This is a genomic window from Flavobacterium sp. HJSW_4 (assembly GCF_042436695.1).
Taxonomy (GTDB): domain Bacteria; phylum Bacteroidota; class Bacteroidia; order Flavobacteriales; family Flavobacteriaceae; genus Flavobacterium.
Genome location: NZ_JBHNPP010000014.1, coordinates 71312 through 97478, shown reverse-complemented (window position 1 = coordinate 97478; position 26167 = coordinate 71312). Strand labels below are relative to the sequence as shown.

Genomic DNA, 26167 nt, shown 5'->3' with positions numbered 1-26167 from the left:
GAAAAAAATACGCAAATTTGCACTTCAATAATTTATACTCATGCCGACAATTTCACTCAAGGGAAAAAACATGCCCGAATCTCCGATACGCAAGCTGGCTCCTTTTGCTGATTTAGCAAAGAAAAAAGGACACAAGGTGTATCACTTAAACATTGGTCAACCGGATATCAAGACACCGGAAGTGGCCATCGAGGCGGTAAAAAATATTGATTTGACACTTATAGAATACAGTCCGTCTGCCGGATATGAAAGCTATAGAAAAAAATTAGCAAAATTTTACCAGCGCCAAAATGTAAACGTTAACACAGAAGACATCATTGTAACAACTGGTGGCTCTGAAGCCTTACTTTTTGCACTGGCCACAATTACAGATCCGGGAGATGAAATTATTATCCCAGAACCTTTTTATGCTAATTATCACGCGTTTGCTTCTTCTACAAGTGCAACTGTAGTGCCTCTTGTTTCTACTATCGAAACAGGATTTGCTTTGCCAAGCATTGATGAAGTTGAGAAACTAATAACACCAAAAACAAAAGCCATTCTGATTTGCAACCCTGGAAATCCGACTGGATATTTATATTCTGAAGCAGAAATTAAACAGCTTGCTAGCTTAATTAAAAAGCACGATTTATACTTAATCGCTGATGAAGTCTATCGTGAGTTTTTATATGATGGCGATGATGTACATTTTTCTGTAATGAATTTAGAAGATGTACAGCAAAACGTAATCATGGTCGATTCTGTTTCTAAGCGTTACAGTATGTGTGGAGCAAGAATTGGTTGTTTGGTGACAAAAAACAAAGATGTTTTGGCAACTGTAATGAAGTTTGCTCAAGCACGTTTGAGTCCGCCAACTATTGAGCAGATTGCTTGTGAAGCTGCAATTGATACGCCTCAAAGTTATTTTGACGAAGTAATTGGAGAATACAAAGAACGCCGCAACACTTTAATCGCCGAATTAAACAAGATTGATGGTGTTATTGTAACAAAACCAAAAGGCGCTTTTTATTGTATTGCAGAACTTCCAATCAAAGATTCAGACGATTTTGCACAATGGCTTTTAGAAAGTTACGATTTAAATGGCGAAACGGTAATGATCGCTCCTGCGAAAGGTTTCTATTCGACACCTGGTATGGGACTGAATCAAGTTCGCATTGCTTATGTTTTAAATAAAAAAGATTTGATTACAGCCGTAAACATTTTAAAGGAAGCTTTATTGGTTTACAACAACAGATAATCAATTCATTATAATAGATTTAAAAAGACAATAACGTTTTTCGTTGTTGTCTTTTTTGTTTTTAATAACAGTATTTCTCCTTAAATTTTAAATTATATCCAAAAACGAGTAATTAATTCCTAAAAACCATAGAAAAGGTTTCCTATTTATTAATTATCTTTACCCCCTTAAAAAAGGAATACATTTACTAATAGTAGTTTTTAATGATAAACAACGAAGAATTTTTAGACGAAATAGGAGATAATCACTTTAGCAGTAATGCAAAAAATCCTCTTAGAGATGATGCTTTTGATATCACTGATGAAGAAAAAATAGAAAAAATTAAAAAAGATGTTGAAAGCATTCTGCAAACTCTTGGAATGGATTTGACAGATGACAGCATCAAAGGAACTCCAAACCGAGTTGCAAAAATGTTTGTAAAAGAAATTTTTGGAGGTCTTAACCCTGCAAAACAGCCAAAAGCTTCGACTTTTGACAACAATTACAAATATGGCGAAATGCTTGTAGAAAAAAACATTACGGTTTACTCTACTTGCGAACACCACTTACTGCCAATTATCGGACGTGCTCACGTAGCTTATATCTCAAGCGGACGCGTTATCGGTTTATCAAAAATGAATCGTATCGTTGAGTATTATGCAAAAAGACCTCAAGTACAGGAGCGTCTAACTATGCAGATTGTTCAAGAATTACAAAAAGCTTTAGGAACAGAAGATGTTGCCTGTGTTATTGATGCAAAACACCTTTGCGTAAATTCTCGCGGAATTAAAGATATCGAAAGCAGCACTGTAACTTCTGAATTCGGAGGAAAATTCCAAGATCCACAAACGAAGAGAGAATTTCTTGACTATATCAAATTAGATACTCAATTTTAAAATTTGATTAATCATTAAATAGATTAATGCTTTTTAAAATCAAAATTTAAACAAATTACAACAAGCAAAACTATGCCTCTATATACAAGTCAGCCTTTAAAAATATACAATTCGCTTTCTGGCGAAAAAGAAGATTTCAAACCAATCCATGAAGGAAACGTTGGAATGTATGTTTGTGGACCTACGGTATATAGCAATGTTCACTTGGGTAACGTGAGAACTTTTATGTCTTTTGACGTAATCTTCAGATATTTTCTGCATTTAGATTATAAAGTTCGTTATGTTAGAAATATTACCGATGTTGGACATATCGTAGACGATGTGGATGAAGGTGAAGATAAAATTGCTAAAAAAGCACGTTTGGAGCAATTGGAACCAATGGAAGTTGTACAGCGCTACACTGTAGATTTTCATAACATTCTAAAAGCCTTCAATTTTTTACCTCCAAGCATTGAACCTACAGCGACAGGACATATTATTGAGCAAATTGAAATTATTAAAAAAATAATCGATAAAGGTATCGCTTACGTTGCCAACGGTTCTGTGTATTTTGATGTTGTTAAATATAACGAAACCAATAATTACGGTATCTTAAGCGGTAGAAATATCGATGATATGCTAGCAAATACGCGTGATCTTGACGGACAATCTGACAAGAGAAATCCTCAAGATTTTGCACTTTGGAAAAAAGCGGAACCAGAACATATCATGAGATGGCCTTCTCCTTGGAGCGATGGTTTCCCTGGATGGCACCTTGAATGTACTGCAATGAGCACCAAATATCTTGGCAATCATTTTGACATTCACGGAGGCGGAATGGATTTAAAATTCCCTCACCATGAATGTGAAATTGCTCAAAACGAAGCTTGTACAGGTCAAGCACCAGTAAATTACTGGATGCATGCCAATATGCTTACCTTAAACGGAAAGAAAATGGCAAAATCGACTGGAAATAATATTCTTCCAGGCGAAATTCTTAGCGGAGACAACAACATCTTAAGCAAACCATTTTCTGCTTCAGTAACTCGTTTTTTCATGCTTCAAGCACATTACAGAAGTATTTTAGATTTCTCTGATGATGCCATTGTTGCTGCCGAAAAAGGATACAAAAGATTAATGGAAGCTGTTGATGCTTTACCAAATATTACTCCAGGAAACACAAGTTCTATTGACTTTTCAGCTTGGAAACAACTTTGCTACGATGCAATGAACGATGATTTCAATACGCCAATTTTAATTGCGCAATTATTTGAAGCTGTTCGTTATATCAACTTATTAAAAGACGGCAAAGAAACCATTTCTTCTAATGACTTAGCTGATTTCAAAAAAGCTGTAAATGCTTTTGTGTTTGACGTTTTAGGTCTCAACGATGACAAAGCTGCTGATGGAGATAGCGACAAATTAGACGGCGTGGTAAATATGCTTATCGGAATGAGAAATCAAGCCAGAGCAGATAAAAACTTTGCGCTTTCTGATCAGATTCGCGATCAATTAATTGCTTTAGGAATTCAGCTTAAAGACGGAAAAGAAGGAACTACGTTTAGTATTCAATAAAAAGTTTTTATATTCAGTTCTGCTAAAAAGCGGCACCATATAATGAACACAAATCACTGATTTTTAAATGAAGAAAATTCTAATATATCCGTTTGTGCTCTTGGTTCGTTTTTATCAAACTGCCATTTCGCCGTTTACACCTGCTTCCTGCAGATTTGAGCCGACTTGTTCGACTTACATGATTCAGGCATTGCAAATTCATGGATTGTTTTATGGCGGATATTTAGGCATTAAACGTATTTTAAGTTGTCATCCTTGGGGACGAACCGGCTACGATCCTGTGCCTGAAAAGAAATGCAACCATAAACATTAACCTTTTAGAAAGCGGTACTTTACATTAAATATTTATTTTTACAGATATAAAAATTTCATACATGACACACGCCTTAAATTTAGTTTGGAATCCTTCTGAGGGAATCAACTTAGGATTTTTTATGATTCGCTTTTACAGCTTAATGTTTGTAATTGCTTTTGGATTAGGATGGTTCCTAATGAAAAAGATTTTCGAAAGAGAAAATGAATCAATTGAAAAACTAGATTCTTTGTTCGTTTGGACTGTTTTGGCAACTTTAATTGGAGCGCGTTTAGGACATGTTTTCTTTTATGATTGGGAATATTTCAGAAATCATATTTTAGAAATCTTTCTTCCGTTTAAATTCGAACCTGAGTTTCAATTTACAGGTTTCCAAGGATTAGCAAGTCATGGAGCAGCAATTGCGATTATTATTGCAATGTACTATTATAGCAAAAAAATACTTAAACGTTCTTTATTATGGATTTTAGACCGTGTGGTAATCCCTGTAGCTAGCGGTGCTATTTTTGTTCGTTTAGGAAATTTTTTCAATTCTGAAATTATCGGCCACGAAACTTCATCTGCTTTCGGAATCCGTTTCCTTCACGATACATTCAGCAAAGCTGAAGCGGTACAAAAAACGGGAATTCCAGATCCAAAAGAAGCTTATACTGCAATTGCAACAGATCCAAAATTTGCAACATTGTTAGCAGAAGTTCCTTCTAGACATCCTACACAATTGTACGAAGCATTCTGTTATATTTTTGTTTTTGCAATTTTATTCTTTTTATATTGGAAAACAAACGCAAGACTTAAATCTGGTCTTTTATTCGGATTATTTTTAGTGCTTTTATTTGTTGTTCGTTTTATTGTAGAGTTTGTAAAAGAAAGCCAAGGCGGTATTGAAAGCGAATTAGGCTTATTTTCAACAGGACAATGGTTAAGCATACCATTTATCATTATTGGACTTTTCTTTGTCATAAGAGCTCAGAGAAATCCTTTAGCTGAATCATAAAATTATTTCAATCAAATACAAAATGCCCAATATTTCACATATTGGGCATTTTCTTTTTATAACTGATACGAAATACCAAATTCAATATTCTTTGTATTATATCCCGCATTACTACTTCCCAAACCCGCATTAGAAACATGCCTTATGCTTGGACGAATATCAAACTGAAACTTATCGTAATTTGCAGTAATACCAACCGCTAAAACATCGGCAAAAGCAAAACCTTTAGACATACGCTCGGTTTCTGTATCTGTAATCATTGGACCAATACTTCCTAAAACATAAAAAGAACAAACTTTAGCAAAAGGTTTACGAATTAAAAAACCACAATTAAGCACATATTCGCGAACATCTTTTAATCGTGTATACTCATCTCTTTTTTGCTGATAATTTGACGCATCAGGTTTAACAAAATAAAAATTCAATAATTGATGTTCGGCAAAATTAATCTCAGGCTGAGCTAAAATCTGATATTGAAAATGCTTTGTTTCTTTTATTTTATAATATAATTGAACTTTATAAAAATGATTTGTAAACGTATAGTTTCTATTATTAAATTCACTTCCAAAACCATAGTTAAAACCTAAAGAAAAACGCGAATTACGCTCCTGCGCGATCGTTTTTAGAGCTAAAAGGAATAGCAAGCATAAAAGTAATTTTCTTGTCATAAACCGTTTTAAAATTCCTTTTAAATATAGCACAAAAAAAAGATCCAGCTTTCGCTGGATCTTTTTTTTATATAATTAAAACAGTAATTATGCTTTATTATGTTTGTCTTCGATTGTGTGTTTCTCATCATTAGAAATCGTATCCACCAATACTGGAGTTGCGATGAATAATGAAGAGTAAGTACCTACAATAATACCGATTAACATAGCGAAGATAAATCCTCTAATAGATTCTCCACCGAAGATAAACATCGTTAATAATACGATGATCATCATTAATGAAGTATTCAATGTTCTTGATAATGTAGTATTAATAGAAGCGTTTACGATATCTTCGAAACTTCCTTTACGGTTTCCGATAATAAACTCTCTTACCCTGTCAAATACAATTACAGTATCGTTCATAGAATAACCAATTACAGTTAAGATCGCAGCGATAAAGTGCTGATCCATTTCCATGTGGAATGGCATGAATTTGTAGCATAAAGAGTAGATTCCTAATACAAATACAACGTCGTGAGCAACAGCTGCAATCGCACCTAATGAATATTGCCATTTACGGAAAGATACCATTAAGTATAAGAAAATAACTGCCATTGCACCAAGAACTGCCCAGTAAGAGTTAGTTTTGATATCCTCAGAGATAGAAGCTCCAACTTTAGAAGCTTGCAATACACCTACTTTTTTACCATCAAAAGAGTTGATAAATTTATCGTAAGTTGTATTTGGGAAATATTTCTGTAATGAAGCGTATAATTTTTGGTTTACTTCCTCATCGATAGCTACACCATCTTCTTTAATTTTATATTTAGTTGTGATTTTCAATTGATCATCATCACCTAAAATTTTAGCTTCAACCGGAGTACCGAAAGCAGCAGATAATTCATCTGAAACTACAGTTGCATCAACAGCTTTTTCAAATTTAACTTGGAAAGTTCTTCCTCCAACAAAATCAACACCTTCATCTAATCCGTTAACGAAGAAGATAGAAACTAAACTTACTACAGTTACAATAGAAGAGAAGATATAAGTGAATTTCTTAACTTTAATAAAATCAAAGTGGAAGTTTGTAAACCAGTTTTTAGTAATATTTGTACAGAAAGTTAAATCTGCTTTTCCTGCAATATTTCTATCAATAAAGATTCTAGCAATAAAGATTGATGTAAACAATGAAGTTACGATACCAATTAATAATGTTAATGCGAAACCTTTAATAGGACCTGTTCCGAAGATAAATAAGATAGCTCCAGTTAAAACGTGAGTAACGTTAGCATCAATGATAGAACGCATTGCACCATGCCATCCGTAAGAAGCTTGAACTGCCTCAGAAAGTGATTTACCTTCACGTAATTCCTCTTTCGCTCTTTCGTAGATAATAATGTTCGCATCTACCGCTGTACCTAATGTAAGTACGATACCTGCAATACCTGGCAATGTTAATACAAAACCAAAACTTGCCATAATTCCGAATAAGAATAGTAAGTTTAATAATAAAGCAAGGTTTGCATACCAACCAGCTTTACCATAATAGAATACCATCCAAACACAAACTAATAAGAAACCTAATACAGAAGAGATTGTACCTGCATCAATAGCTGCTTGTCCTAAAGATGGACCTACAACAGTTGATTGGATAATATCTGCAGAAGCTGGTAATTTACCTGCATTTAATACGTTAGCTAAATCTTTAGTTTCAGCAACATCAAATGAACCTGTAATCTCAGATCTTCCTCCAGCAATAGGACCGCTTGTTACACCTGGAGCAGAATATACGATATCATCTAATACAATAGCAATATAACTTTTTTGAGAAAAAGCTCTTCCTGTTAATTCTTCCCAAACTTTAGCACCTTGGCTGTTCATTTGCATAGAAACAGCTGGTTTACCCATTTGATCAAAAGTGTCTTTTGCATCAGTTACAACACCACCGCTCATCGCTGGGTTATTGTCTCTGTTTCCTTTTAAAGCGTATAATTCAACAGCTTCAATATCTGCTGCGTTTTTAATATCTTTAGCTTTTGGATCTTTTAGAGTTGTTGGCTTGCTCCATACAAATTTTGCATAGTGTTGGTCAGCAGCCAATAATACTCTAATTTCTGGTCTTTTGAAATAATCATTGATAGCAGCAGTATCTTTAGGAGCAAAGTATCCTAAAACCGGTCCACCACCTTGAACGATCATTTTATCAAATAAAGGATTATTTCCTTTTTTAACGTCTGAAGAATCTTTAGCATCAGTTAATAATGCATTTAATGAATCTTTAGCAACAGTTTTAGTTTCAGTCTTTTTAACTTCAGTTTTCTTTAAAGCTTCGTTTGCTGATACTAAGAAATTACCAATTTCTTCAATTTTGAAAGTTTCCCAAAACTCTAATTGAGCTTTTCCACCTAATAATTTTTTAATTCTATCAACATCCTTAGCACCTGGAAGCTCAACTAAGATTCTTCCTGTTTCTCCTAATTTTTGGATGTTTGGTTGTGTAACACCAAATTTGTCGATACGCTCTCTTAATACTTTAAAAGCACTTTCTACAGACTCATCAACTTTTCTTTTGATAACTTTTTGAACCTGCGCGTCAGACATTTGAAAATCTACACCACCTTCTCCTTGAAGACTTCTGTTTGCGAAGATATCTGGAGATGCTAATTTTACAGTTCCTTTTGAATTTGCTTCAAAAGCTTCAAAAAACTTATTTAAATATGTTTTATTTCCTTCTAAGTTTGCAGATGCATCAGCTAATGATTTATTAAAAACTGGATTTTTAGAATTATTAGCCAAACCTTTTAATACATCTTTAATAGAAATTTGAAGAATTACGTTGATTCCTCCTTCTAAGTCAAGACCTTTATTAAGCTGTTTGTTTTTCACTTCATTGTAAGTGAAATTAGTAAAACCAAGGTTTAATACTTTTTCTTTACCAATAGAATCTAAATATTTCAGCTCTTTATCAGGATTATCTCCTGCGAAAGCTTTAGCTTCACTTTTGACACTATTTGCCACAAAAGTGAAGGATAGTTGGTAAATACTTACCAATGCAAATAGAATTGCGAAAAATTTAATAAGTCCTTTATTCTGCATTATTACTAAAAATTAATTATGTTTTATTTTTGATTTTGTTTTAAAGTCCCATAAAATAAGCCCTGACATGATTTTCTAAAACAAAAATACGAGATCACGAATTACCAATTTTTTTTTAAACCGAGCAAATATATAATTAACGAAAATATTAACCAATTTATTTATTAATTAATCTCAAAAAAAAAGCTGCAAAAGTGCAGCTTTTTTTCTTTTTTGCCGTTTTTATTATACTAAAATAGCTTTTAAGGCATCATTCATACTACGAACTGCATCTGCACTTTTAGCAAATAATGCTTTTTCCTGATCATTTAAGTTAATATCGACGATTTCTTCTACTCCATTTTTACCAATTATACACGGTACACCAATACAGATATCGTTCTGTCCATATTCACCTTCAACAAATACAGAACAAGCAATCATTTTCTTTTGATCGTTCAAAATACTGTCTACTAAATAAGCTACAGAAGCTCCAGGCGCGTACCAAGCAGAAGTTCCAAGAAGACCTGTAAGCGTTGCTCCTCCTACCATCGTATCTGCAGCAACTTTTTGCAATACTTCTTCTGAAAGAAATTGTGTTACTGGAATCCCGTTGTAAGATGCCAAACGAGTTAACGGAATCATAGTTGTATCGCCATGACCTCCAATTACCATTGCAGAAATATCATTTGCTGGTTTGTCTAATGCTAATGAAAGATAGGTTCTAAAACGAGAACTATCTAAAGCACCGCCCATACCTATAATTCTATTTTTTGGAAGACCTGTAGCTTTTAAAGCTAAATACGTCATAGTATCCATTGGATTGGAAACTACCACAATAATTGCATCTGGAGAATATTTCAATACATTTTCAGCAACTGTCTTCACAATTCCTGCATTAATGCCGATTAATTCTTCTCTTGTCATTCCTGGTTTTCTCGGAATTCCTGATGTAATTACTACTACATCACTTCCAGCAGTTTTAGAATAATCGTTGGTAACTCCAGAAACTTTGGTATTAAACCCTGTGTTTGTAGCACACTGCATAATATCCAATGCCTTACCTTCGGCAAAACCTTCTTTAATATCCAACAATACTACTTCGCTCGCAATTCCTCTATAAGAAATAACATCTGCACATGTAGCTCCAACATTTCCTGCTCCTACAATGGTAACTTTCATATTTTTTACTTTATCGGTTATTAATTTATTTGTCTATTCCTTAAAAAGACAATTCGTTTAATTGTCTAGTAAATTTAAACAATTAAACGAATTGAAATTATTAATTTTTCATTTTATGCGTCAATATTTGCATAAACTGCATTTTTCTCGATAAACTCTCTACGAGGTGGTACTTCATCACCCATCAACATAGAGAAAACCTGATCTGCTTCTGCTAAACTATCAATATTTACTTGACGTAAAGTTCTGAAGTTTGGATCCATTGTAGTTTCCCATAACTGTTCCGCGTTCATCTCTCCAAGACCTTTATAACGCTGAATAGCAGCGCTTCCACCCATTCTTTCGTTAGCCTGATCACGTTGAACATCATTCCACGCATACTCTTTCTTTTGTCCTTTTTTAACTAAGTATAAAGGAGGAGCTGCGATGTATACGTGACCTTCTTCAATTAACTCTTTCATGAAACGGAAGAAGAACGTTAATATTAAGGTAGAAATGTGACTACCGTCGACATCGGCATCACACATGATGATTACCTTATGATATCTTAGTTTTTCTAAATTAAGCGCTTTACTGTCTTCTGCAGTTCCAACTGTTACTCCTAAAGCCGTAAAGATATTTCTAATCTCTTCGTTTTCGAATACTTTATGATGCATCGCTTTTTCAACATTCAAGATCTTACCACGTAATGGCAGAATTGCTTGAAAGTTACGATCACGACCTTGTTTTGCTGTTCCACCAGCCGAATCTCCCTCGACAAGGTAAACCTCACATCTTGCTGGATCTTGCTCAGAACAGTCAGATAATTTTCCTGGCAATCCACCACCGCCCATAACGGTTTTACGCTGTACCATTTCACGCGCTTTTTTCGCTGCGTGACGTGCTTGTGCCGCTAAGATTACTTTTTGGATAATTAATTTCGCATCATTTGGATTTTCTTCCAAATAATTCTCTAACATTTCTCCAACTGCTTGAGAAACCGGAGAAACTACTTCTCTATTCCCAAGTTTTGTTTTTGTCTGACCTTCAAATTGAGGCTCAGATACTTTTACCGAAATAATCGCCGTTAATCCTTCACGGAAGTCATCTCCAGCAATTTCGAATTTTAATTTATCCAATAACCCAGAGGCATCTGCATATTTCTTAAGTGTTCTTGTCAAACCACTTCTAAAACCTTGTAAGTGCGTTCCTCCTTCGTGAGTATTAATATTATTTACGTAAGAGAAAATATTCTCTGTATAACTTGTATTGTAGATTAAAGCAACCTCAACTGGAATTTCTCCTTTATCATTATCCATACTGATAACGTGAGAAACAATTGGCTCACGGTTACCATCTAAATAACGAATGTATTCTTTAAGACCTTCATCAGAATGAAATACTTCACTTCTGAATTCGCCTTTATCATCAACTTCTCTTTTATCTGTAAAAGTAATTGTGATTCCTTTATTTAAGAAAGAAAGCTCACGCATACGTGCTGAAAGCGTATCGTATGAAAACTCAGTTGTCTGAGTAAAGATTGTATCATCTGGGAAAAAAGTTTGGCGAGTACCTCTTTTTTCTGTTTCTCCAATTTGTTTAACAGGGTATAATGATTTTCCTCTTTCGTATTCTTGTTCGTAGATTTTTCCTTCTCTAAAAACAGTCGATTTCATATGAACCGAAAGTGCATTTACTACAGAAACCCCAACACCGTGAAGTCCTCCAGAAACTTTATAAGAGTCTTTATCAAATTTACCTCCGGCACCAATTTTAGTCATTACAACCTCAAGTGCAGAAACTCCTTCTTTTTTATGTAAATCAACTGGGATACCACGACCGTTATCTTCAACTGTAACCGAACCATCTTCGTTTATTGCAACACTAATCGTATCACAATGTCCTCCCATCGCCTCATCAATAGAGTTATCAACAACCTCGTAAACCAGATGGTGTAGTCCTCGAACCCCCACATCACCAATATACATCGACGGACGCATTCTTACGTGCTCCATCCCTTCTAATGCCTGAATACTATCTGCTGAATAATTGTTCTTCTTGATTTCTTCGCTCATATAATTTATTCTAAAAAATGTAATTATTGTCTAACACGCAAATATATAAAAACGCGAGCTATATACCCAGTAAAATACGACATAAAGCGCTTAAGTTATTAACACAATTGTCTGAAAAACTAAAAAATAAGTCCAAAAATGAATTTAATTTCTAATTTTCTTAAATTCCAATTTCTAAAAATAGAAATAACGTAAAAAACTGAAGCTTTTTGAAATTCCAAAACATACATTAAATCAAAAAGCCGAAATAATAATATTTCGGCTTTTCTATATCTGCTCCCAAATTGGAATTTGGAATTTCAAAAATTTTGGAATTTCAATTTTTAAGCAATAACAGTAGTTTTCACAGCTTCAAAATTTCCATTCAAATGGGCAGCATTTGCTCTTCCGCTTGGATCTTGGTTTTCTTGCCATTTTGGAATCCATTTACGAACAGTTTGCGCCGCGCTGACCTGTGGATAGAATTTATGAAAAATCGATCTGTACAGGTACGCTTCTTTAGTCGTTGGAGAATTATATGGAAATTCAGCACTAGCCCCAGCCAATTGCTCGTCTGTAACTTGTGAAGCACAATATTCAATTAATTCATCAACCCAATTGTAACCAACTCCATCAGAAAATTGCTCTTTTTGTCTCCATAAAACTTCTGAAGGCAAATAAGGATCTTCTGGAGTATCAAATGCTTTTCTTAAAATGTATTTTTCAACGCCATCATACGTTTTTGGCTGTTTTTCTTCTGTTTTAATTCGAATGGCAACATCTAAAAATTCTGTATCCAAAAACGGAATTCGAACTTCTAAACCATTTGCCATTGTCGTTTTATCTGCACGAAGTAAATCGGCCGTAAATAGCTTCTGAACTCTTTCTATTGTTTCATCTTGAAATTCTTCCTCTGAAGGCGCATTTCTAAAATACAAATGTCCTCCAAAAACTTCATCCGCTCCTTCTCCAGACAAAATCACTTTTATGCCTTGATCTGCAATTGCTTTAGAAAGCAAAAACATTGGAACACCTGAACGCACAGAAATGATATCGTACGTTTCGATATGATAAATGACTTTTTCTAAAACTTTCACTCCTTCTTCTACAGAAAAATGTATTTCGTGATGCTCCGTTCCTAAAAACTCTGCCGCTTTTCTAGCTGCAACGTTATCTGGTGCTTCAGCATCTAATCCGATAGAAAACGAGTGCAGTTTCTCTCCTTTTTCTTTTAACAATCTTGAAGCGATAGCCGAAATCAAAGAAGTATCTAAACCTCCTGACAACACAACTCCAAGAGGAACTTCTGCCAATAAACGCTTGCGTGTAGCTTGAATCAAACTTTCACGAATCAACCCTAAATCTAATGATTGAGTTGCATTTTTATGATCTTCGTATTCTGGATGATAGTATTTTACAAAACCTGTTTTTGCAGTATAATAATGCCCTGGAGGAAAAGTAGAAAACGATTTGCATTGATCTGCAATGGCTTTCATTTCTGATGAAAAATAGATCCTTCCTCTTTCATCTAAACCATAATACAAAGGCTTAACCCCAATCGGATCGCGACCTGCAATATATTTATCGCCGTCAACAACCACAAAGGCAAAATCTCCGTCTAGTTTATTGCAGAAATCATATCCGAATTCTTCGTAAAGATGTACAATTACTTCCGAATCTGATTCTGTTCTAAAAGTATGATTCTTTAAAACTGTATTTCTAAGTTCCTGATAATTATAAATTTCGCCATCATGCACCATCCATGCCTTATCAGTTCCTTGAATTGGCTGTCTACCCGAATTAAGATCGATAATCGATAAACTCTCATGACAAAGTATACTACCATTTTCCATAATGCGAACATCACTTTCATCAGGACCACGATGCGACATTCTTTCAGAAAGTTCTTTTACAAGCTTCGGGTCTTTTCCTTTACCAATTACGGCTAACAATCCAGACATAATATTCTTTTTTTATTTTATTCTCAATATTGTTCAGCAATGAAGCGAACATTAAAAAATCATTAAAATTTTTGGTTGAAAGCAAAACTAAATATTAATTTTTGCTTTCCATTATTAAATCCGTTAAAATATTTAGTATTTAACGATAATACTGCGGACATCAAATATATCAAAAGAAAATCAATTAATATCATTGCCTATCTGCAGTAAATCAGAAATTTAGAGAATTAAATGACTTTAGACAAGAAAAACGCTCTCGCTAGAGAACGTTTTTCCTAAAAAAATATATACTAATTCTAAAAATTAAACTCTTAATTAAGCCTTAACATAAGCATCATCGTGAACATTTGCTACTGCTCTTCCTGATGGATCGTTTAGGTTTTTGAAAGCTTCATCCCACTCTAAAGCGATTTTTGTACTACAAGCTACACTTGCTTCTTGAGGCACACATAATGCTGCTGCATCACTTGGGAAATGCTCAGAGAAGATTGAACGATAATAGTATTCTTCTTTTGAAGTTGGTGTTTGCAATGGGAATTTAAATCTAGCGTTTGCTAATTGCTCATCAGAAACTTCTCTACCTACAACTTCTTTCAAAGTATCAATCCAGCTGTATCCTACCCCATCAGAAAATTGCTCTTTTTGTCTCCAAGCAACACTTTCTGGAAGCATATCTTCAAAAGCTTTACGAACAACCCATTTTTCCATCGGATGTTCTTTGTTGATCATTTTATCTTGTGGGTTGATGCGCATTGCAACATCCATAAATTCTTTATCTAAGAATGGCACACGACCTTCAATTCCCCAAGCTGCTAAACTTTTGTTTGCACGTAAACAATCGTACATGTGAAGTTTACCTAATTTACGAACGTTTTCTTCGTGAAATTCTCTTGCGTTTGGCGCTTTGTGGAAATATAAATATCCTCCAAACAACTCATCTGCTCCTTCTCCTGAAAGAACCATTTTGATTCCCATAGACTTGATCACTCTCGCCATTAACCACATTGGAGTCGAAGCTCTTACTGTAGTTACATCATAAGTTTCTAAGTTGTAAATTACATCGCGAACTGCATCTAAACCTTCTTGGATTGTAAATTTGATTTCGTGGTGAATTGTTCCGATATGATCTGCTACTTTTCTTGCCGCAGCTAAATCTGGAGAACCTTCTAAACCTACTGAGAAAGAGTGCAATTGCGGATACCAAGCATCTGTTGTATCATCAGACTCAATTCTTTTTTGAGCGAATTTTTTAGCTACAGCTGAAGTAATAGAAGAATCTAAACCTCCTGAAAGTAAAACTCCGTAAGGAACATCACTCATTAATTGTCTGTGAACTGCTGCTTCAAGCGCTTTTTTGATTTCTGGAATACTAGTTTCGTTATCTTTAACAGCATCATATTCAGTCCAGTCTCTTTTGTACCATTGTACAAATTCTCCGTCTTTGCTTGACAAATAGTGTCCTGGAGGGAATAATTCGATTTTTGTACAATATCCTTCTAAAGCTTTTAACTCAGAAGCTACATAGAAAGTTCCGTGCTGATCCCATCCAATATACAATGGAATAATTCCCATATGGTCACGAGCAACAAAATATTCATCTTTATCAACATCGTAGATTGCAAATCCGAAAATTCCGTTTAATTCATCAACGAAGCTTACTCCTTTTTCTTTATATAAAGCTAAAATAACCTCACAGTCACTTTCAGTTTGAAAGTTATATTTACCAGCAAATTGCTTACGAAGATCTCTGTGGTTGTAAATTTCCCCATTTGCAGCCAAAACCAATTTTTTATCTTCAGTAAATAAAGGTTGTTTTCCTGACGCTGGATCTACAATTGCCAAACGCTCGTGAGAAAGAATCGCTTTATCATTACTGAAAATTCCGCTCCAGTCTGGTCCACGGTGACGAATGATTTTTGACATTTCTAATACTTGAGGTCTTAACGCTTCGGCTTTTTGTTTAAGATCAAAGGCACATACAATTCCACACATAATTCTATATTTTTAGTTTTAAATTTTAATTTGATAGGGCAAAGATGGAGTATTAGTTACAATCGAAAAACACATTAGGCAATATCAATTACAAATATTAACCAAAACAACCAATTTACATTCTAAATGTAAAATTTTAATATAAAAAAAAGCCTTAAACTTGAAAATTTTAATTTTGAGTATAAAACTGCTTTAAAATTTAAAGTTTAATCTAGTTTTTTGAATTAAATTTTGAGTTTTTTAATTACAAATGAAAGATTCGTAAAGAGAAAAAGAAAAGTTGTTCTCGAATTATAATTTTAGCAAGGGCAACATCCTATTTGTCATTTCGACGTAAGGAGAAATCTCCGCAAGAAGCTCTACAAAGATTGGCGATTTACGTTGCGGAGTTACTTGTGGAGATTTCTCCTTACGTCGAAATGACAAGATTGGGCGCAGACCATTTTTGCGTACAGAACTTTGTCAAAGTTTCAAACTTTGACAAAGATGACAAAGCAGAAAAAAACCTACTCTACACTTTCTATAGTATAATGCGTCTTATTAATTTCAAATTGAAATCCTACTTTATTCCCCATTAAGTGATTCCCTAAAGGAGATTGCGGTGAAAGTGCAATAACATTAATTCCGTCAATTGCAATTTTTGGAAGCGCAACACTTACATATAAATAAATTCCGTTGGCTTTTACTAAACTCCCTAAAACTATATTTTCAGTCGTTTTAAGCGGATCTATTTTATCCAAAATTCCTTTTTGCTCAATTGCTTCTTTAAGCTTATTTGTCAATTTTTCTTGCTCAATATGCATCATCGACAAAGCAGTTTCGTGTTTGTCGCCAGCAGAACCTTTGGCATCATTTTTTGAATCTTCGGTCAATCCAGAAATCATGTCTTTAAAAATATCCATTCTGTCTTGAACCATTTGAGTATAGTGAGAATATATTTTTTCTTTAAAAGTCATTTCTTTTGAGGTACTGAGGTTCTAAGGTACAAAGATGCAAAGGTTTTTTCTTTATTAAAAAAAACAGCCACGAATTCACGAATCTACTCCAAAAAATTCATGAGTTCATGGCTGAAAAAAAAAGGCACATTCATTTAAAATGTTTTAGTGCCCTGGTATCTTTTCGGCATTAAGCCTTAAAAATCAAATTTATAATTTGCGCCTCCTAAAACTTGGAATCCTTGTACAGGATAATTCAGCCATTTTTCGTAAGCTTGATTTCCAATATTATTCAATTTCAAGAAAAATGTCAAACGTTCGCTAAATTTATACCCTAAATGAGCATTGGCATCAAAATAACTTTTCAGGGTTATTGTCTCAGGATTTAGTCCTAAAGAAGCATTGGTCTGCATATCTTTTCTTTCGCCCACATAAAACACATTCAATCCTGCGTACCACTGCTTCGTAATATTAACGTCTAAAGTCGAACTTAATTTCATTGAAGGCAAATTCCATGCTTGAACCTCATTATCCGTATTATAACTATTAAAAGTTCCGTTGATTCCGAAAGTTACATTTTGAGAGATATCCGCTTTTAATTCTCCGTAGAAACGGAAAGTTCTAATATCTTCATAAACCACTGCAAATGAGTTTCCGAAAGCATAATCTTCATTTGTAACAACTTCTGTATAATCATTTGCTTTAAACAAAGCTTTATCTTTTTCATTCAAATAAGAAGCAGTCAAGTTATAATTTACATTACTAGCCAATTTTCCTTTTAAACCAGCAAAAACATTGTATTGCGTGCTTGACGGGCGCATGTTTAAAGTTGGAGATAAAAAAGGATTATCCGTCACAAAATCTGCATAAGAATTTTGGTTTAAAGCCCCATTTACTCCCGTGTAGAAAATCATTAAATCGCCAACTAATTTATAAGAAGCATTTACTTTTGGATAGAAATAAAACTTGTTTCCACTGTTTTCAGAATCTCCACTGTAATAAATTCCCGCTCCTAATTCTAATGTCCATTCATTTTCATTGATTACAAAACTTGGCTCGATTCCAACATTTGTGAAGCTATATTTTAAAGCTTCTGTATTGTCCTGAAAATAATTATTCTTGAAAGAACCGCTTACGTGATCTACAATAACATTTGTTTTAATTGCCTGATCCATTACATCAACGGTAAAAGTCGGCTTTACATAAAATCTATTTTCTGATGAAGAATAACTGTCTGAAAAATGCGTAAATCTTGCTGAAAGTTTACTAAAAATACTTTCATTAAATTCTGCATTTCCGCCAAGCGAAATAGTATTATAAGAATGATTTGGATTGATACTGTTTACCAAATCATAACGTTGATCTGGAATCGTAGAACCAAAATCTGAAGGAAGTCCGTACCAATTGTAAATTTGGTTTTGATATCCTAAATCTACTCCCCAAGTTACATCTCTATTGTTTTGACCGTATCCAACATTAATTGCTGTATCGTAAAACTCATCGTTTAATTCTACGTCTTTAATTCCGCCTTGAGAAGAGTGATGGCGAAACATTCCCGCCACATAATCATTGTTTCCTAAATCTTGGTTTACAAATAATTCACCGTTTAAAGTACCGTAATTACCAACACCTACAGTCGCATAATTATTAAACAATCTTTCTTTTTTCGCTTTCTCCACACCTTCTGCTTTTCCTTTAGAAGGAGTAAAAGTTGATGCCACAGGAACAGACAAAATACTGTATTTAATTACTTCTTTTGGCTGATTACCACTATCGTCAAGCGAAGGCGTTTCTTTCACTTTAAAAGCATCTGAAATAGTTGGCGAATACGGCTTTACAACATTTACGGTCTCAGTTCCGATAGTTTCGTTTTTCTTTACCTGTGCAAACGAAAACTGAGCAGCAAATAATACTAACAAAATGATGATTTTATGTCGGCAGTTTAATTTCATATTTCTTTCTTTTTAAGAGAACAGAGGAAAGAAGCTAGAGAAAAGACTCTCACTCTTATACCTTATTTTCTCTTTTTCTTGACTCTTTATTCTTTTAAATTCTAACTCTTTTTCTTTATTCTTGGCTCTCGCTTCTTTCTTCTTTGTTCCTTCTTAAATCTAAAATCTACATTCTAAAATCTAAAATCAATTAAGCTTCCCACTCTCCCTTAGCCACAAACTGAGCTTTTCCTCCAATATTAATATCGTACTGTTCGCCAGTTACTTTTCCTTTAAAATAAATCTCAGATGGACGACCAATATAATCTCCCTGATGATTTGTTAATTCGAATTCTGGCAAATGATATTTCAGTAAAAAAGCCTGCAAACAAGTACTCGCGCTTCCCGTTGCTGCATCTTCTACCAATTGATTATGTTCGATGCACAACATTCGGCTAAACAATTTTGAACCTTCCAAGTAATAAAAGTAAAGACCTCTGTGACTTGTTTTACAATGATTCTTCAGCCATTCATCTGTTTTATCTTTATCTAAAACCAAATTTTCCAAAGCTCTTTTACTGCTTAATCCCACCATAACAAAAGCGCTTCCTGTTGTCACTTCCTGAATCGGAAACTGATTTTCGAAATCGCTTACTTGCAAATTGCTGAAAAATGTAAAATCTATTTTAGAAAAAGTATCCCAAAACTTTGGCTGTGCTGCTTTCAACCAAATCAAATCTTCGGTTTTATTGATTGCAATTGGTCCAATCGGAACTTCTAATTTTATTTCGCTTGGCGAATGATCAAAAACTTTATTCATCAAAACCCAAGAAGTTCCAATAATCGGATGACCCGCAAACTGCATTTCTTGAGATGGAGTAAAAATTCTGATCTCCGCTTTATTATTTTCTTTATCTAGTTTAGTAACAAATGTGCTTTCCGCGAAATTAATCTCACGTGCCATTTGCTGCATTTCTTTCGAACTCAATTTTTCAGCATCTAAAAAAACCGCCAGCTGATTTCCAGCATATTTTTTATCAGCAAAAACATCAACTATGTAAAAAGGTAAACTCATTTCTTTCTTTTTTCTTTTTAGAGAATAGAGGCAAGAACAAAGAAGAAAGACTTATCAATCTTATTCTTGCTTCTTGCTTCTTTCATCTATTTTATCTTTATCGGTTAATTGACGAATTCGTTTTTGATTCTTCAGATTTGATAGCGCTTAATTCTCTCTTCGCTTCTTCTACCACGTCTGGATAATCTGTAAAATTGTTGATTACATTATCCAAAATATAAGTCGCTTGATAGCTGTCTTTCAATCCGTAGAAGTTTTTCGCCATTAATACCAAACCTTTTGCTCCGTAATATTTATAAGCAGAATAACTTTTTGCCAGCTTTTGAACTGCAGTATTCGAAGCCTCAAATTTTCCTTCTTTTGTTTTGAAATAGGCATCGTAATACAAAGCTTCTGCAGCCAATTCTCCTTTTGAAGTAGCTGAAAGTTTTGCGTAAGCAGTTTTTGCTTTATCTTCATTTCCTGTCTGCATTGCTGCACGCGCTACAATAATTTGTGCATCTGCTTTTACTCCTGCATCTGATTTCGGGTTTTCTAATACTTTTTCAGCAGCCACTACAGAACGGTCATAATCTTTTTTGTCGTAATAACATTTCATCAAGTTGGCTTGTGCAAAAGTTTTATTCTGCGGATAATCAGCTTCACTTTCTAATCTTGTTAGAACCGGAATCGCTTTATCGCAATCTTTTGTTTTCAAATAAATCTGAGCCAATCTATTTAAAGCTTGCTCTGTAAATTCATTTCTAGGCTGATCGATTACAAACTGATAATTGGCAACAGATTTCGTTTCAGAACCTTCTGCGTAAGTAAGTTGTGCTAAATAGAAATTAGCTTCAACCGCATGTAATCCATTAGGAAATTTAGAAACGTAACCAGCAAAACCAGTAATCGCTTGCTTAGAATTGTTTTGGCTGTATTGTTTGAAAGCTGCATCGTAAGTATCGTTATCCAGTTCTGCATCTGTAACCGCAACGAAATCTAACGTACGAACCCAAGTTGCATATTCGTTTACTTTTCCAGAATCAACATAAATTAATCTTGCTGTCGCCACTGCTTCAAGAGCTTCTGGAGTCTTCGGAAACTCAGCTGCAACTTTTTTAAATTTCGTTAAAGCCTGTTGATCACGATCTGAATTGTAATAAATCAAACCTTGTTTTAAAATTGCTTTTGAAGTAAACGATCCGTTATTAAATTCAGAAATCAACTGATCATACGTTTTAATTGCTTGATCATTTTTCTTTTCAGCAACGTAAGTATTTCCTAATTCAAACAAAGCATCGTCACGGTAAGACGATTTTTTGTACATCTGAAGAAAGTTATTCAACTCGTCTACTTTCTTAGCATTGTTTGACATAAATCCGTAAGAAAGTGCTTTTTGGAACTGCGCATAATCTGCATCTACTCCTTTTGCGGCAATTGCTTTTGCATACGCTTCGTTTGCCGCACTATATTTTGAAGTCACAAAACGGCAATCTCCCAAACGCAAATAAGAATCGTTTAAACGGTTTTTATCTGAAGGCGAATTATCAATCTGCGCTTGAAAAGAATTCGCCGCCTGATCGTAATCTTTTAGTTTAAAATATGTGTACCCAATATTATAGTTGATATTTTTATATTCGTCTGTAGACTTTGCAGCAGCCATTCCAGCAAACTGTTTGTAAGTCAAGAGCGCATTTTGCATATCATCATTCAAATATTCTGTTTCTGCTTTCCAGAAAGTTGCACGCGCTGTAAATTCAGGCGTTTTTTGTTCGCTGATAGCACTTTTAAACATTTTACCCGCTTCTTGGTAATTGTTTTCATTGTACAATTCTAATCCGCGGTAAAAAAGCACTTTTTGGTACGCCGCTTTGTTTTCCGCAGTTCTATTTTTTTCTAATAAAGCTAAAGCTTCTTTGTAGTTTTTAGAAGAAATATAAGAATCAACTAAAAGTTTTTCTACTTCTGCACGGCTTGAATTGTTTGGATATTTTTTAAGGAAATCCAATAAAATACCAGGAACAGCTTGATAAGCGTTTCCGATATCATAACTTAATTTAGCATAATTTAAAGCGGCATCTTCTTGAATTTGAGCATTAAAATCCATTTCAGAAGCATTTTTAAAAGCATTTAAAGCTTCTTGCTTTTTACCCGTATTTAAATAGCTTAAACCTAAATGATAATAAGCATTTTGAGCTACAAAATCTTTTCCTTCAATAATTTTATTGAACTGAGAAATGGCTTTTTCGTACTCTTTCTGCTCATAATACGCATAACCTAACTGGTAGAAATCGGTATTATTCCATTTTCCTTTTTTACCTGCGTATTGCTCCAAATACGGAATTGCTTTTCCGTATTGTTTTAGGTTGAAATAACTTTCTCCAATAATTTTATTAAGCTCCGATTTTTCAATGTCGTTTGATTTACCCATCGCTTGCTGTCCTAAATCAATCGCTTTTTGGAAATTTCCTAACTTGAAATTCATATCAGCTTGATAATACGACAGTTTTTCTTTGTATTTTTCTTCGCCTGAAACCTCATCAAAATACTTCGTAGCTTCTTTGTAATCGTCACCTTCATACGCCATAAATCCTAAATAATATTTAGCTTGAGAACCATATTCTTTAGAATTCACCACTTTGTTAAAATAGTTCGTTGCTTCTTTTTTCTTTTTAGCATTAAAATAGCTGTAACCTTTCATAAAGTTAAACTTATCAGCTTCCGATTTGCTCATGTAGCTTTCGTCAACTTTATCAAACCATTGCAAAGCTTTTGGGTAATTTCCTTGTTCGAAGAAAAATTGCGCCGCTTCAATGTAAGCTTGATTCTGTTTGGTACTTGTTGGATAATCATTTACAAATTGCTCCACCAAAGCATCGGCATTTGCTTTATTGGTTCTAATGGCAGAATTCGCAATATAGAAAGCACAGTCAGACTGTACTTCTTCATTTGTGGTATTGTTTTTTACTTTTTCAAAAATCAATTGTGCCGAAGCATATTGTTTGTCGTTATATAAAGCCAGTGCTTTGTCAAAATCCTTTAATTCGTACGTATAAATAGCCGATTTTTGTGCTGAAGCTATAGACGAAGCAAGGAAAATTTGGAATAAAAAGAACCTGGAAAGTTTACGCATTTTAATAATATTTAGTATTCAAATGTATCATTTTATACGGTTTATAACGAAACGTTTTGCCGTTTTATTATGAACAAATTATGAAACTATAACTATTTTACGCTTTCTGAAACTTCAATTTATTGATTCTCAAAATTTCTAATACTTATAATTTTAAACGATACAAGTTACGTAAGTTATTATAAGCAAGAACCTTCTCACACATGCCACAAAAATGCGCTTATATTGCTTAAATGGTTATTTTTATTATTGTCTTTTTTAGCAATTTTATTCAGAAATCAGCGAAATTTATTTTGAATACAGGCGTTATCTTATTACTTTTACCATTCAAACCAATTTTATTATGTCACAAACCGTACTATCTCTTAAAGAAGTCACTATATATCAAGAAGGAAGAAAAATTATATCTCACATTAACCTGGATGTTAATCATGGTGAGTTTATCTACATTATCGGTAAAACTGGTTCTGGAAAAAGTAGTTTTCTAAAAACTTTATATGCTGATTTACCGTTAGTTGAAGGTGAAGGACATATTGTTGAATTTGATTTAGCAACTTTAAAAGAAAGCGAAATTCCGTATTTAAGACGTAAAATCGGAATCGTATTTCAAGACTTTAAACTTCTTCCAGACCGTTCAATCAAAGACAATATGCTTTTTGTTTTAAGAGCTACAGGATGGGTTGAAAAAGAAGCCATGCAACACAAAATTGACGAAGTTTTGGACAAAGTAGGCATGAAAGATTTCGTAAACAAAATGCCTCACCAACTTTCTGGTGGAGAACAGCAACGTGTTGCAATTGCAAGAGCACTTCTAAACGATCCAGAATTTATTTTAGCCGACGAACCAACAGGAAACCTTGACCCACAAACTAGTTCTGAGGTTTTAGAAGTTTTAAAAGCGATCAATGCTGCTGGAAAAACGATTATTATGGCAACTCACGATTACGCTTTATTGATGAAATTCCCATCTAAAACCCTAAAATGTGAAGATGAAAGAATCTTCGAAGTGGTGCAAAGAAGCGTGTAATGCTTTCCATTTTAATTCCGGTTTATAATTACAATGTTTTACCGCTTGTTTTAGAACTTAAGCGGCAAGCCGATAATTTGGGAATTGAATATGAAATTTTAGCACAAGATGATCTTAGCAAAAACTTTATCAACGAAAACAAACAGATAAACAATCTCACAAATTGTTCTTTTTCGATTAATACTGAAAACTTAGGCAGAGGACGAAATATTAATTTATTGTGCTTCAAATCAAGATATAATTTTATATTGATTATGGAAGCAGATGCTCTGCCAGAGAATGAATTTTATCTTAAAAATTATATTGAATCTCTTTCAAATTCGCCATCCGTAATTTTTGGCGGTGTAAAATACCCCGATGTTTTTCCTTCTAAAGAAAAACTGCTTCGATGGAAGTATGGCATAAAAAGAGAAACTAAATCTTTAAATCAAAGATTTAAAAACAATTACGATTTTGTATTCACCTGGAATTTGCTTTTAAAAAAAGAAATCCTAATACAATTTCCATTTCCTGAGTTTATAAAAGATTATGGATATGAAGATCTGATTTTTATAGAAAATCTGCGTTTAAATTCTGTTCCTGTTGCACATATCCAAAATCTTTTGATTCATTACAACAATGAGGACAGCATCACTTTCATTGAAAAATCTAAAATAGCAGTTCAAAACTTATACAACTTAGTTCGCTTCCATAAAATTGATCCAAAAAGCACTCGATTAACAAAAGTTCATTCCTTTTTAAATAATTTAGGCCTAACTGGAATTGCAAGAGTCATTTATAGAATAACAAAAAAGAGAATCTTAGCTAATTTAACTTCCGAAAATCCAAATTTATATCTTTTAGATTTTTACAAATTAGGATTTTATTGCGATTTAAAAAAATAATCAATTATGGCCTTTTTTTCTGTAGTTATTCCGTTGTACAATAAAGCCGATCATATCGAAAACACGATTAAAAGTATTTTCGATCAAACTTTTATTGATTACGAAATCATTATAATAAATGACGGATCTACAGATGCAAGCGAAGCTACTGTAAGAAGATTTAACGATAATAGGATTCAAATTTTCAACCAAAAGAATCAAGGCGCATCTGTTGCCAGAAACCTTGGAATTGAGAAATCGTCAGGAAGATTTATAGCCTTTCTCGATGCCGATGATTATTGGTTTCCAAATCATCTGGAAGAATTACATAAATTAATTGTTGATTTCCCAAATTGCGGTTTGTATTGTTCGCGTCATAAAATAAGAATCTCTAAAAAACATTTTCAAATTCCGCATTATGACGGAATAGAGAAATCTTTTAGAGGAATTGTACCCGATTATTTTTTTTCGAACAAGCCTTTTAGAATTACTTGGACTTCTTCTTTAGCTGTTTCAAAAGAAATATTAGAAAATATCGGAGAATTCACTCCAGCAATAACAAATGGGCAAGATTTAGAACTTTGGACAAAAATCGGAATCCGTTTTCCAGTAGCGATTACTAATAAAACTACTGCCGTTTACGATTACGATGTTGACAATAGCTTAACTAAACAAAAAATAAATTCGAGGATATTAATGGATTTCGAACAATTTAAAATCTTCGAAAAAGAGAATCCATCACTTAAAAAGTTTCTTGATATTTATCGAATTGAATATGCTTTGCATTATTACATTTTCGGAAATAAAACCAAAATGAACCTTTATTTTAAAGATGTCGATAAAGAAAATATTCCTTTTAAAATTAGGATTTTATTAAAGACTCCTCCTATCTTTTTACAATTTTCTTTGAAGCTAAAAAGAAAACTAAAACAGCATGGAATTGATTTTTCTATTTACAATTAGCGTATTTTATAAATTCATCAAAATTTCTAATGTAATCTTCTTCCATATAAACTTCTGAAGCGATCACCAAACAAAGAGAACCGGAAGAGAAGTTCTGCAACTCTCTCCAAATCCCTGGATTAATCAATAACCCTTCGTAAGGTTTATTTAAGGTAATAATTTGTTCTTTTTCTCCATCTTTCAAAACCACATCAAAACTTCCGCTTAAAGCCACCAAAAATTGTCGTAGGTTTTTATGTGCATGTCCTCCTCTTTCTGCTCCAGCCGGCACATCGTACAAATAATACACTCTTTTAATATCAAATGGAACAGTATCATTTTCAATTACTGAAAGATTACCTCTTCGTTCTTCTATTTTCGGAATTGGTATAATTTGTACTTTATTATTCATCAAG

The 26167-nt window shown here is 33.7% G+C and carries 19 protein-coding genes; 8 read left to right on the top strand and 11 right to left on the bottom strand.

What is annotated here, in order from left to right:
* Window positions 1-40: 40 nt before the first annotated feature.
* The 5 genes from ACE01P_RS14485 to lgt all read left to right on the top strand — a co-directional run bounded on the left by ACE01P_RS14485 (window position 41) and on the right by lgt (window position 4973).
* Window positions 41-1237 (top strand): pyridoxal phosphate-dependent aminotransferase, encoded by a 1197-nt coding sequence (locus ACE01P_RS14485; protein WP_379699034.1) that lies wholly within the window; start codon window positions 41-43, stop codon window positions 1235-1237.
* Window positions 1238-1440: 203 nt separating this feature from the next.
* On the top strand, window positions 1441-2112 hold the full coding sequence (gene folE, locus ACE01P_RS14480; RefSeq protein WP_379699032.1) for a GTP cyclohydrolase I FolE: 672 nt from the start codon (window positions 1441-1443) through the stop codon (window positions 2110-2112).
* A 72-nt stretch (window positions 2113-2184) separates the two neighbouring features.
* Window positions 2185-3666, top strand: a complete 1482-nt coding sequence (gene cysS, locus ACE01P_RS14475) for a cysteine--tRNA ligase (protein WP_379699030.1) — start codon at window positions 2185-2187, stop codon at window positions 3664-3666.
* Between the two features lie 67 nt (window positions 3667-3733).
* On the top strand, window positions 3734-3979 hold the full coding sequence (gene yidD / locus ACE01P_RS14470; RefSeq protein ID WP_379699028.1) for a membrane protein insertion efficiency factor YidD: 246 nt from the start codon (window positions 3734-3736) through the stop codon (window positions 3977-3979).
* A 61-nt stretch (window positions 3980-4040) separates the two neighbouring features.
* The gene (gene lgt, locus ACE01P_RS14465; RefSeq protein ID WP_379699026.1) at window positions 4041-4973 is read left to right on the top strand and encodes a prolipoprotein diacylglyceryl transferase; all 933 of its coding nucleotides are present in this window, start codon (window positions 4041-4043) and stop codon (window positions 4971-4973) included.
* Between the two features lie 56 nt (window positions 4974-5029).
* On the opposite strand, the gene ACE01P_RS14460 is transcribed toward lgt, so the two are convergent.
* The 10 genes from ACE01P_RS14460 to ACE01P_RS14415 all read right to left on the bottom strand — a co-directional run bounded on the left by ACE01P_RS14460 (window position 5030) and on the right by ACE01P_RS14415 (window position 22919).
* Window positions 5030-5641 carry an acyloxyacyl hydrolase gene (locus ACE01P_RS14460; protein WP_379699024.1) on the bottom strand — a complete coding sequence of 204 codons (612 nt, stop codon included), beginning with the start codon at window positions 5639-5641 and terminating at the stop codon, window positions 5030-5032.
* A gap of 87 nt (window positions 5642-5728) precedes the next feature.
* On the bottom strand, window positions 5729-8719 hold the full coding sequence (gene secDF / locus ACE01P_RS14455; protein WP_379699022.1) for a protein translocase subunit SecDF: 2991 nt from the start codon (window positions 8717-8719) through the stop codon (window positions 5729-5731).
* A 225-nt stretch (window positions 8720-8944) separates the two neighbouring features.
* The gene (gene mdh / locus ACE01P_RS14450) at window positions 8945-9880 is read right to left on the bottom strand and encodes a malate dehydrogenase (RefSeq protein ID WP_379699020.1); all 936 of its coding nucleotides are present in this window, start codon (window positions 9878-9880) and stop codon (window positions 8945-8947) included.
* A 113-nt stretch (window positions 9881-9993) separates the two neighbouring features.
* Window positions 9994-11934: a DNA topoisomerase (ATP-hydrolyzing) subunit B gene (gene gyrB, locus ACE01P_RS14445; protein WP_379699018.1), complete on the bottom strand. Its 1941-nt coding sequence runs from the start codon at window positions 11932-11934 to the stop codon at window positions 9994-9996.
* 323 nt (window positions 11935-12257) lie between these two features.
* On the bottom strand, window positions 12258-13874 hold the full coding sequence (gene asnB, locus ACE01P_RS14440) for an asparagine synthase B (RefSeq protein ID WP_379699016.1): 1617 nt from the start codon (window positions 13872-13874) through the stop codon (window positions 12258-12260).
* A gap of 315 nt (window positions 13875-14189) precedes the next feature.
* Complete coding sequence (gene asnB / locus ACE01P_RS14435; protein ID WP_379699014.1) at window positions 14190-15866, bottom strand: asparagine synthase B; 1677 nt, start codon at window positions 15864-15866, stop codon at window positions 14190-14192.
* Between the two features lie 506 nt (window positions 15867-16372).
* Window positions 16373-16822, bottom strand: a complete 450-nt coding sequence (locus tag ACE01P_RS14430; protein WP_379699012.1) for a hypothetical protein — start codon at window positions 16820-16822, stop codon at window positions 16373-16375.
* 176 nt (window positions 16823-16998) lie between these two features.
* Window positions 16999-18753, bottom strand: a complete 1755-nt coding sequence (locus tag ACE01P_RS14425) for a TonB-dependent receptor (protein WP_379699010.1) — start codon at window positions 18751-18753, stop codon at window positions 16999-17001.
* 190 nt (window positions 18754-18943) lie between these two features.
* Window positions 18944-19807 carry a PhzF family phenazine biosynthesis protein gene (locus tag ACE01P_RS14420; protein WP_379699008.1) on the bottom strand — a complete coding sequence of 288 codons (864 nt, stop codon included), beginning with the start codon at window positions 19805-19807 and terminating at the stop codon, window positions 18944-18946.
* 97 nt (window positions 19808-19904) lie between these two features.
* Window positions 19905-22919, bottom strand: a complete 3015-nt coding sequence (locus ACE01P_RS14415; protein WP_379699006.1) for a tetratricopeptide repeat protein — start codon at window positions 22917-22919, stop codon at window positions 19905-19907.
* A 343-nt stretch (window positions 22920-23262) separates the two neighbouring features.
* On the opposite strand from ACE01P_RS14415, the gene ACE01P_RS14410 reads away from it, so the two are divergent.
* Genes ACE01P_RS14410 through ACE01P_RS14400 form a run of 3 tightly spaced genes read left to right on the top strand, consistent with a single transcriptional unit; the run spans window position 23263 to window position 25772 of the window.
* Window positions 23263-23946 carry a cell division ATP-binding protein FtsE gene (locus tag ACE01P_RS14410; protein ID WP_379699004.1) on the top strand — a complete coding sequence of 228 codons (684 nt, stop codon included), beginning with the start codon at window positions 23263-23265 and terminating at the stop codon, window positions 23944-23946.
* Window positions 23946-24830: a glycosyltransferase gene (locus tag ACE01P_RS14405; RefSeq protein ID WP_379699002.1), complete on the top strand. Its 885-nt coding sequence runs from the start codon at window positions 23946-23948 to the stop codon at window positions 24828-24830. Before ACE01P_RS14410 ends, ACE01P_RS14405 begins: the two co-directional genes overlap by 1 nt.
* Window positions 24831-24836: 6 nt before the next feature.
* Complete coding sequence (locus ACE01P_RS14400) at window positions 24837-25772, top strand: glycosyltransferase family 2 protein (RefSeq protein WP_379699000.1); 936 nt, start codon at window positions 24837-24839, stop codon at window positions 25770-25772.
* On the opposite strand, the gene ACE01P_RS14395 is transcribed toward ACE01P_RS14400, so the two are convergent.
* The gene (locus ACE01P_RS14395; RefSeq protein ID WP_379698998.1) at window positions 25759-26163 is read right to left on the bottom strand and encodes an FdtA/QdtA family cupin domain-containing protein; all 405 of its coding nucleotides are present in this window, start codon (window positions 26161-26163) and stop codon (window positions 25759-25761) included. The genes ACE01P_RS14400 and ACE01P_RS14395 overlap by 14 nt on opposite strands.
* Between the last annotated feature and the right edge of the window lie 4 nt (window positions 26164-26167).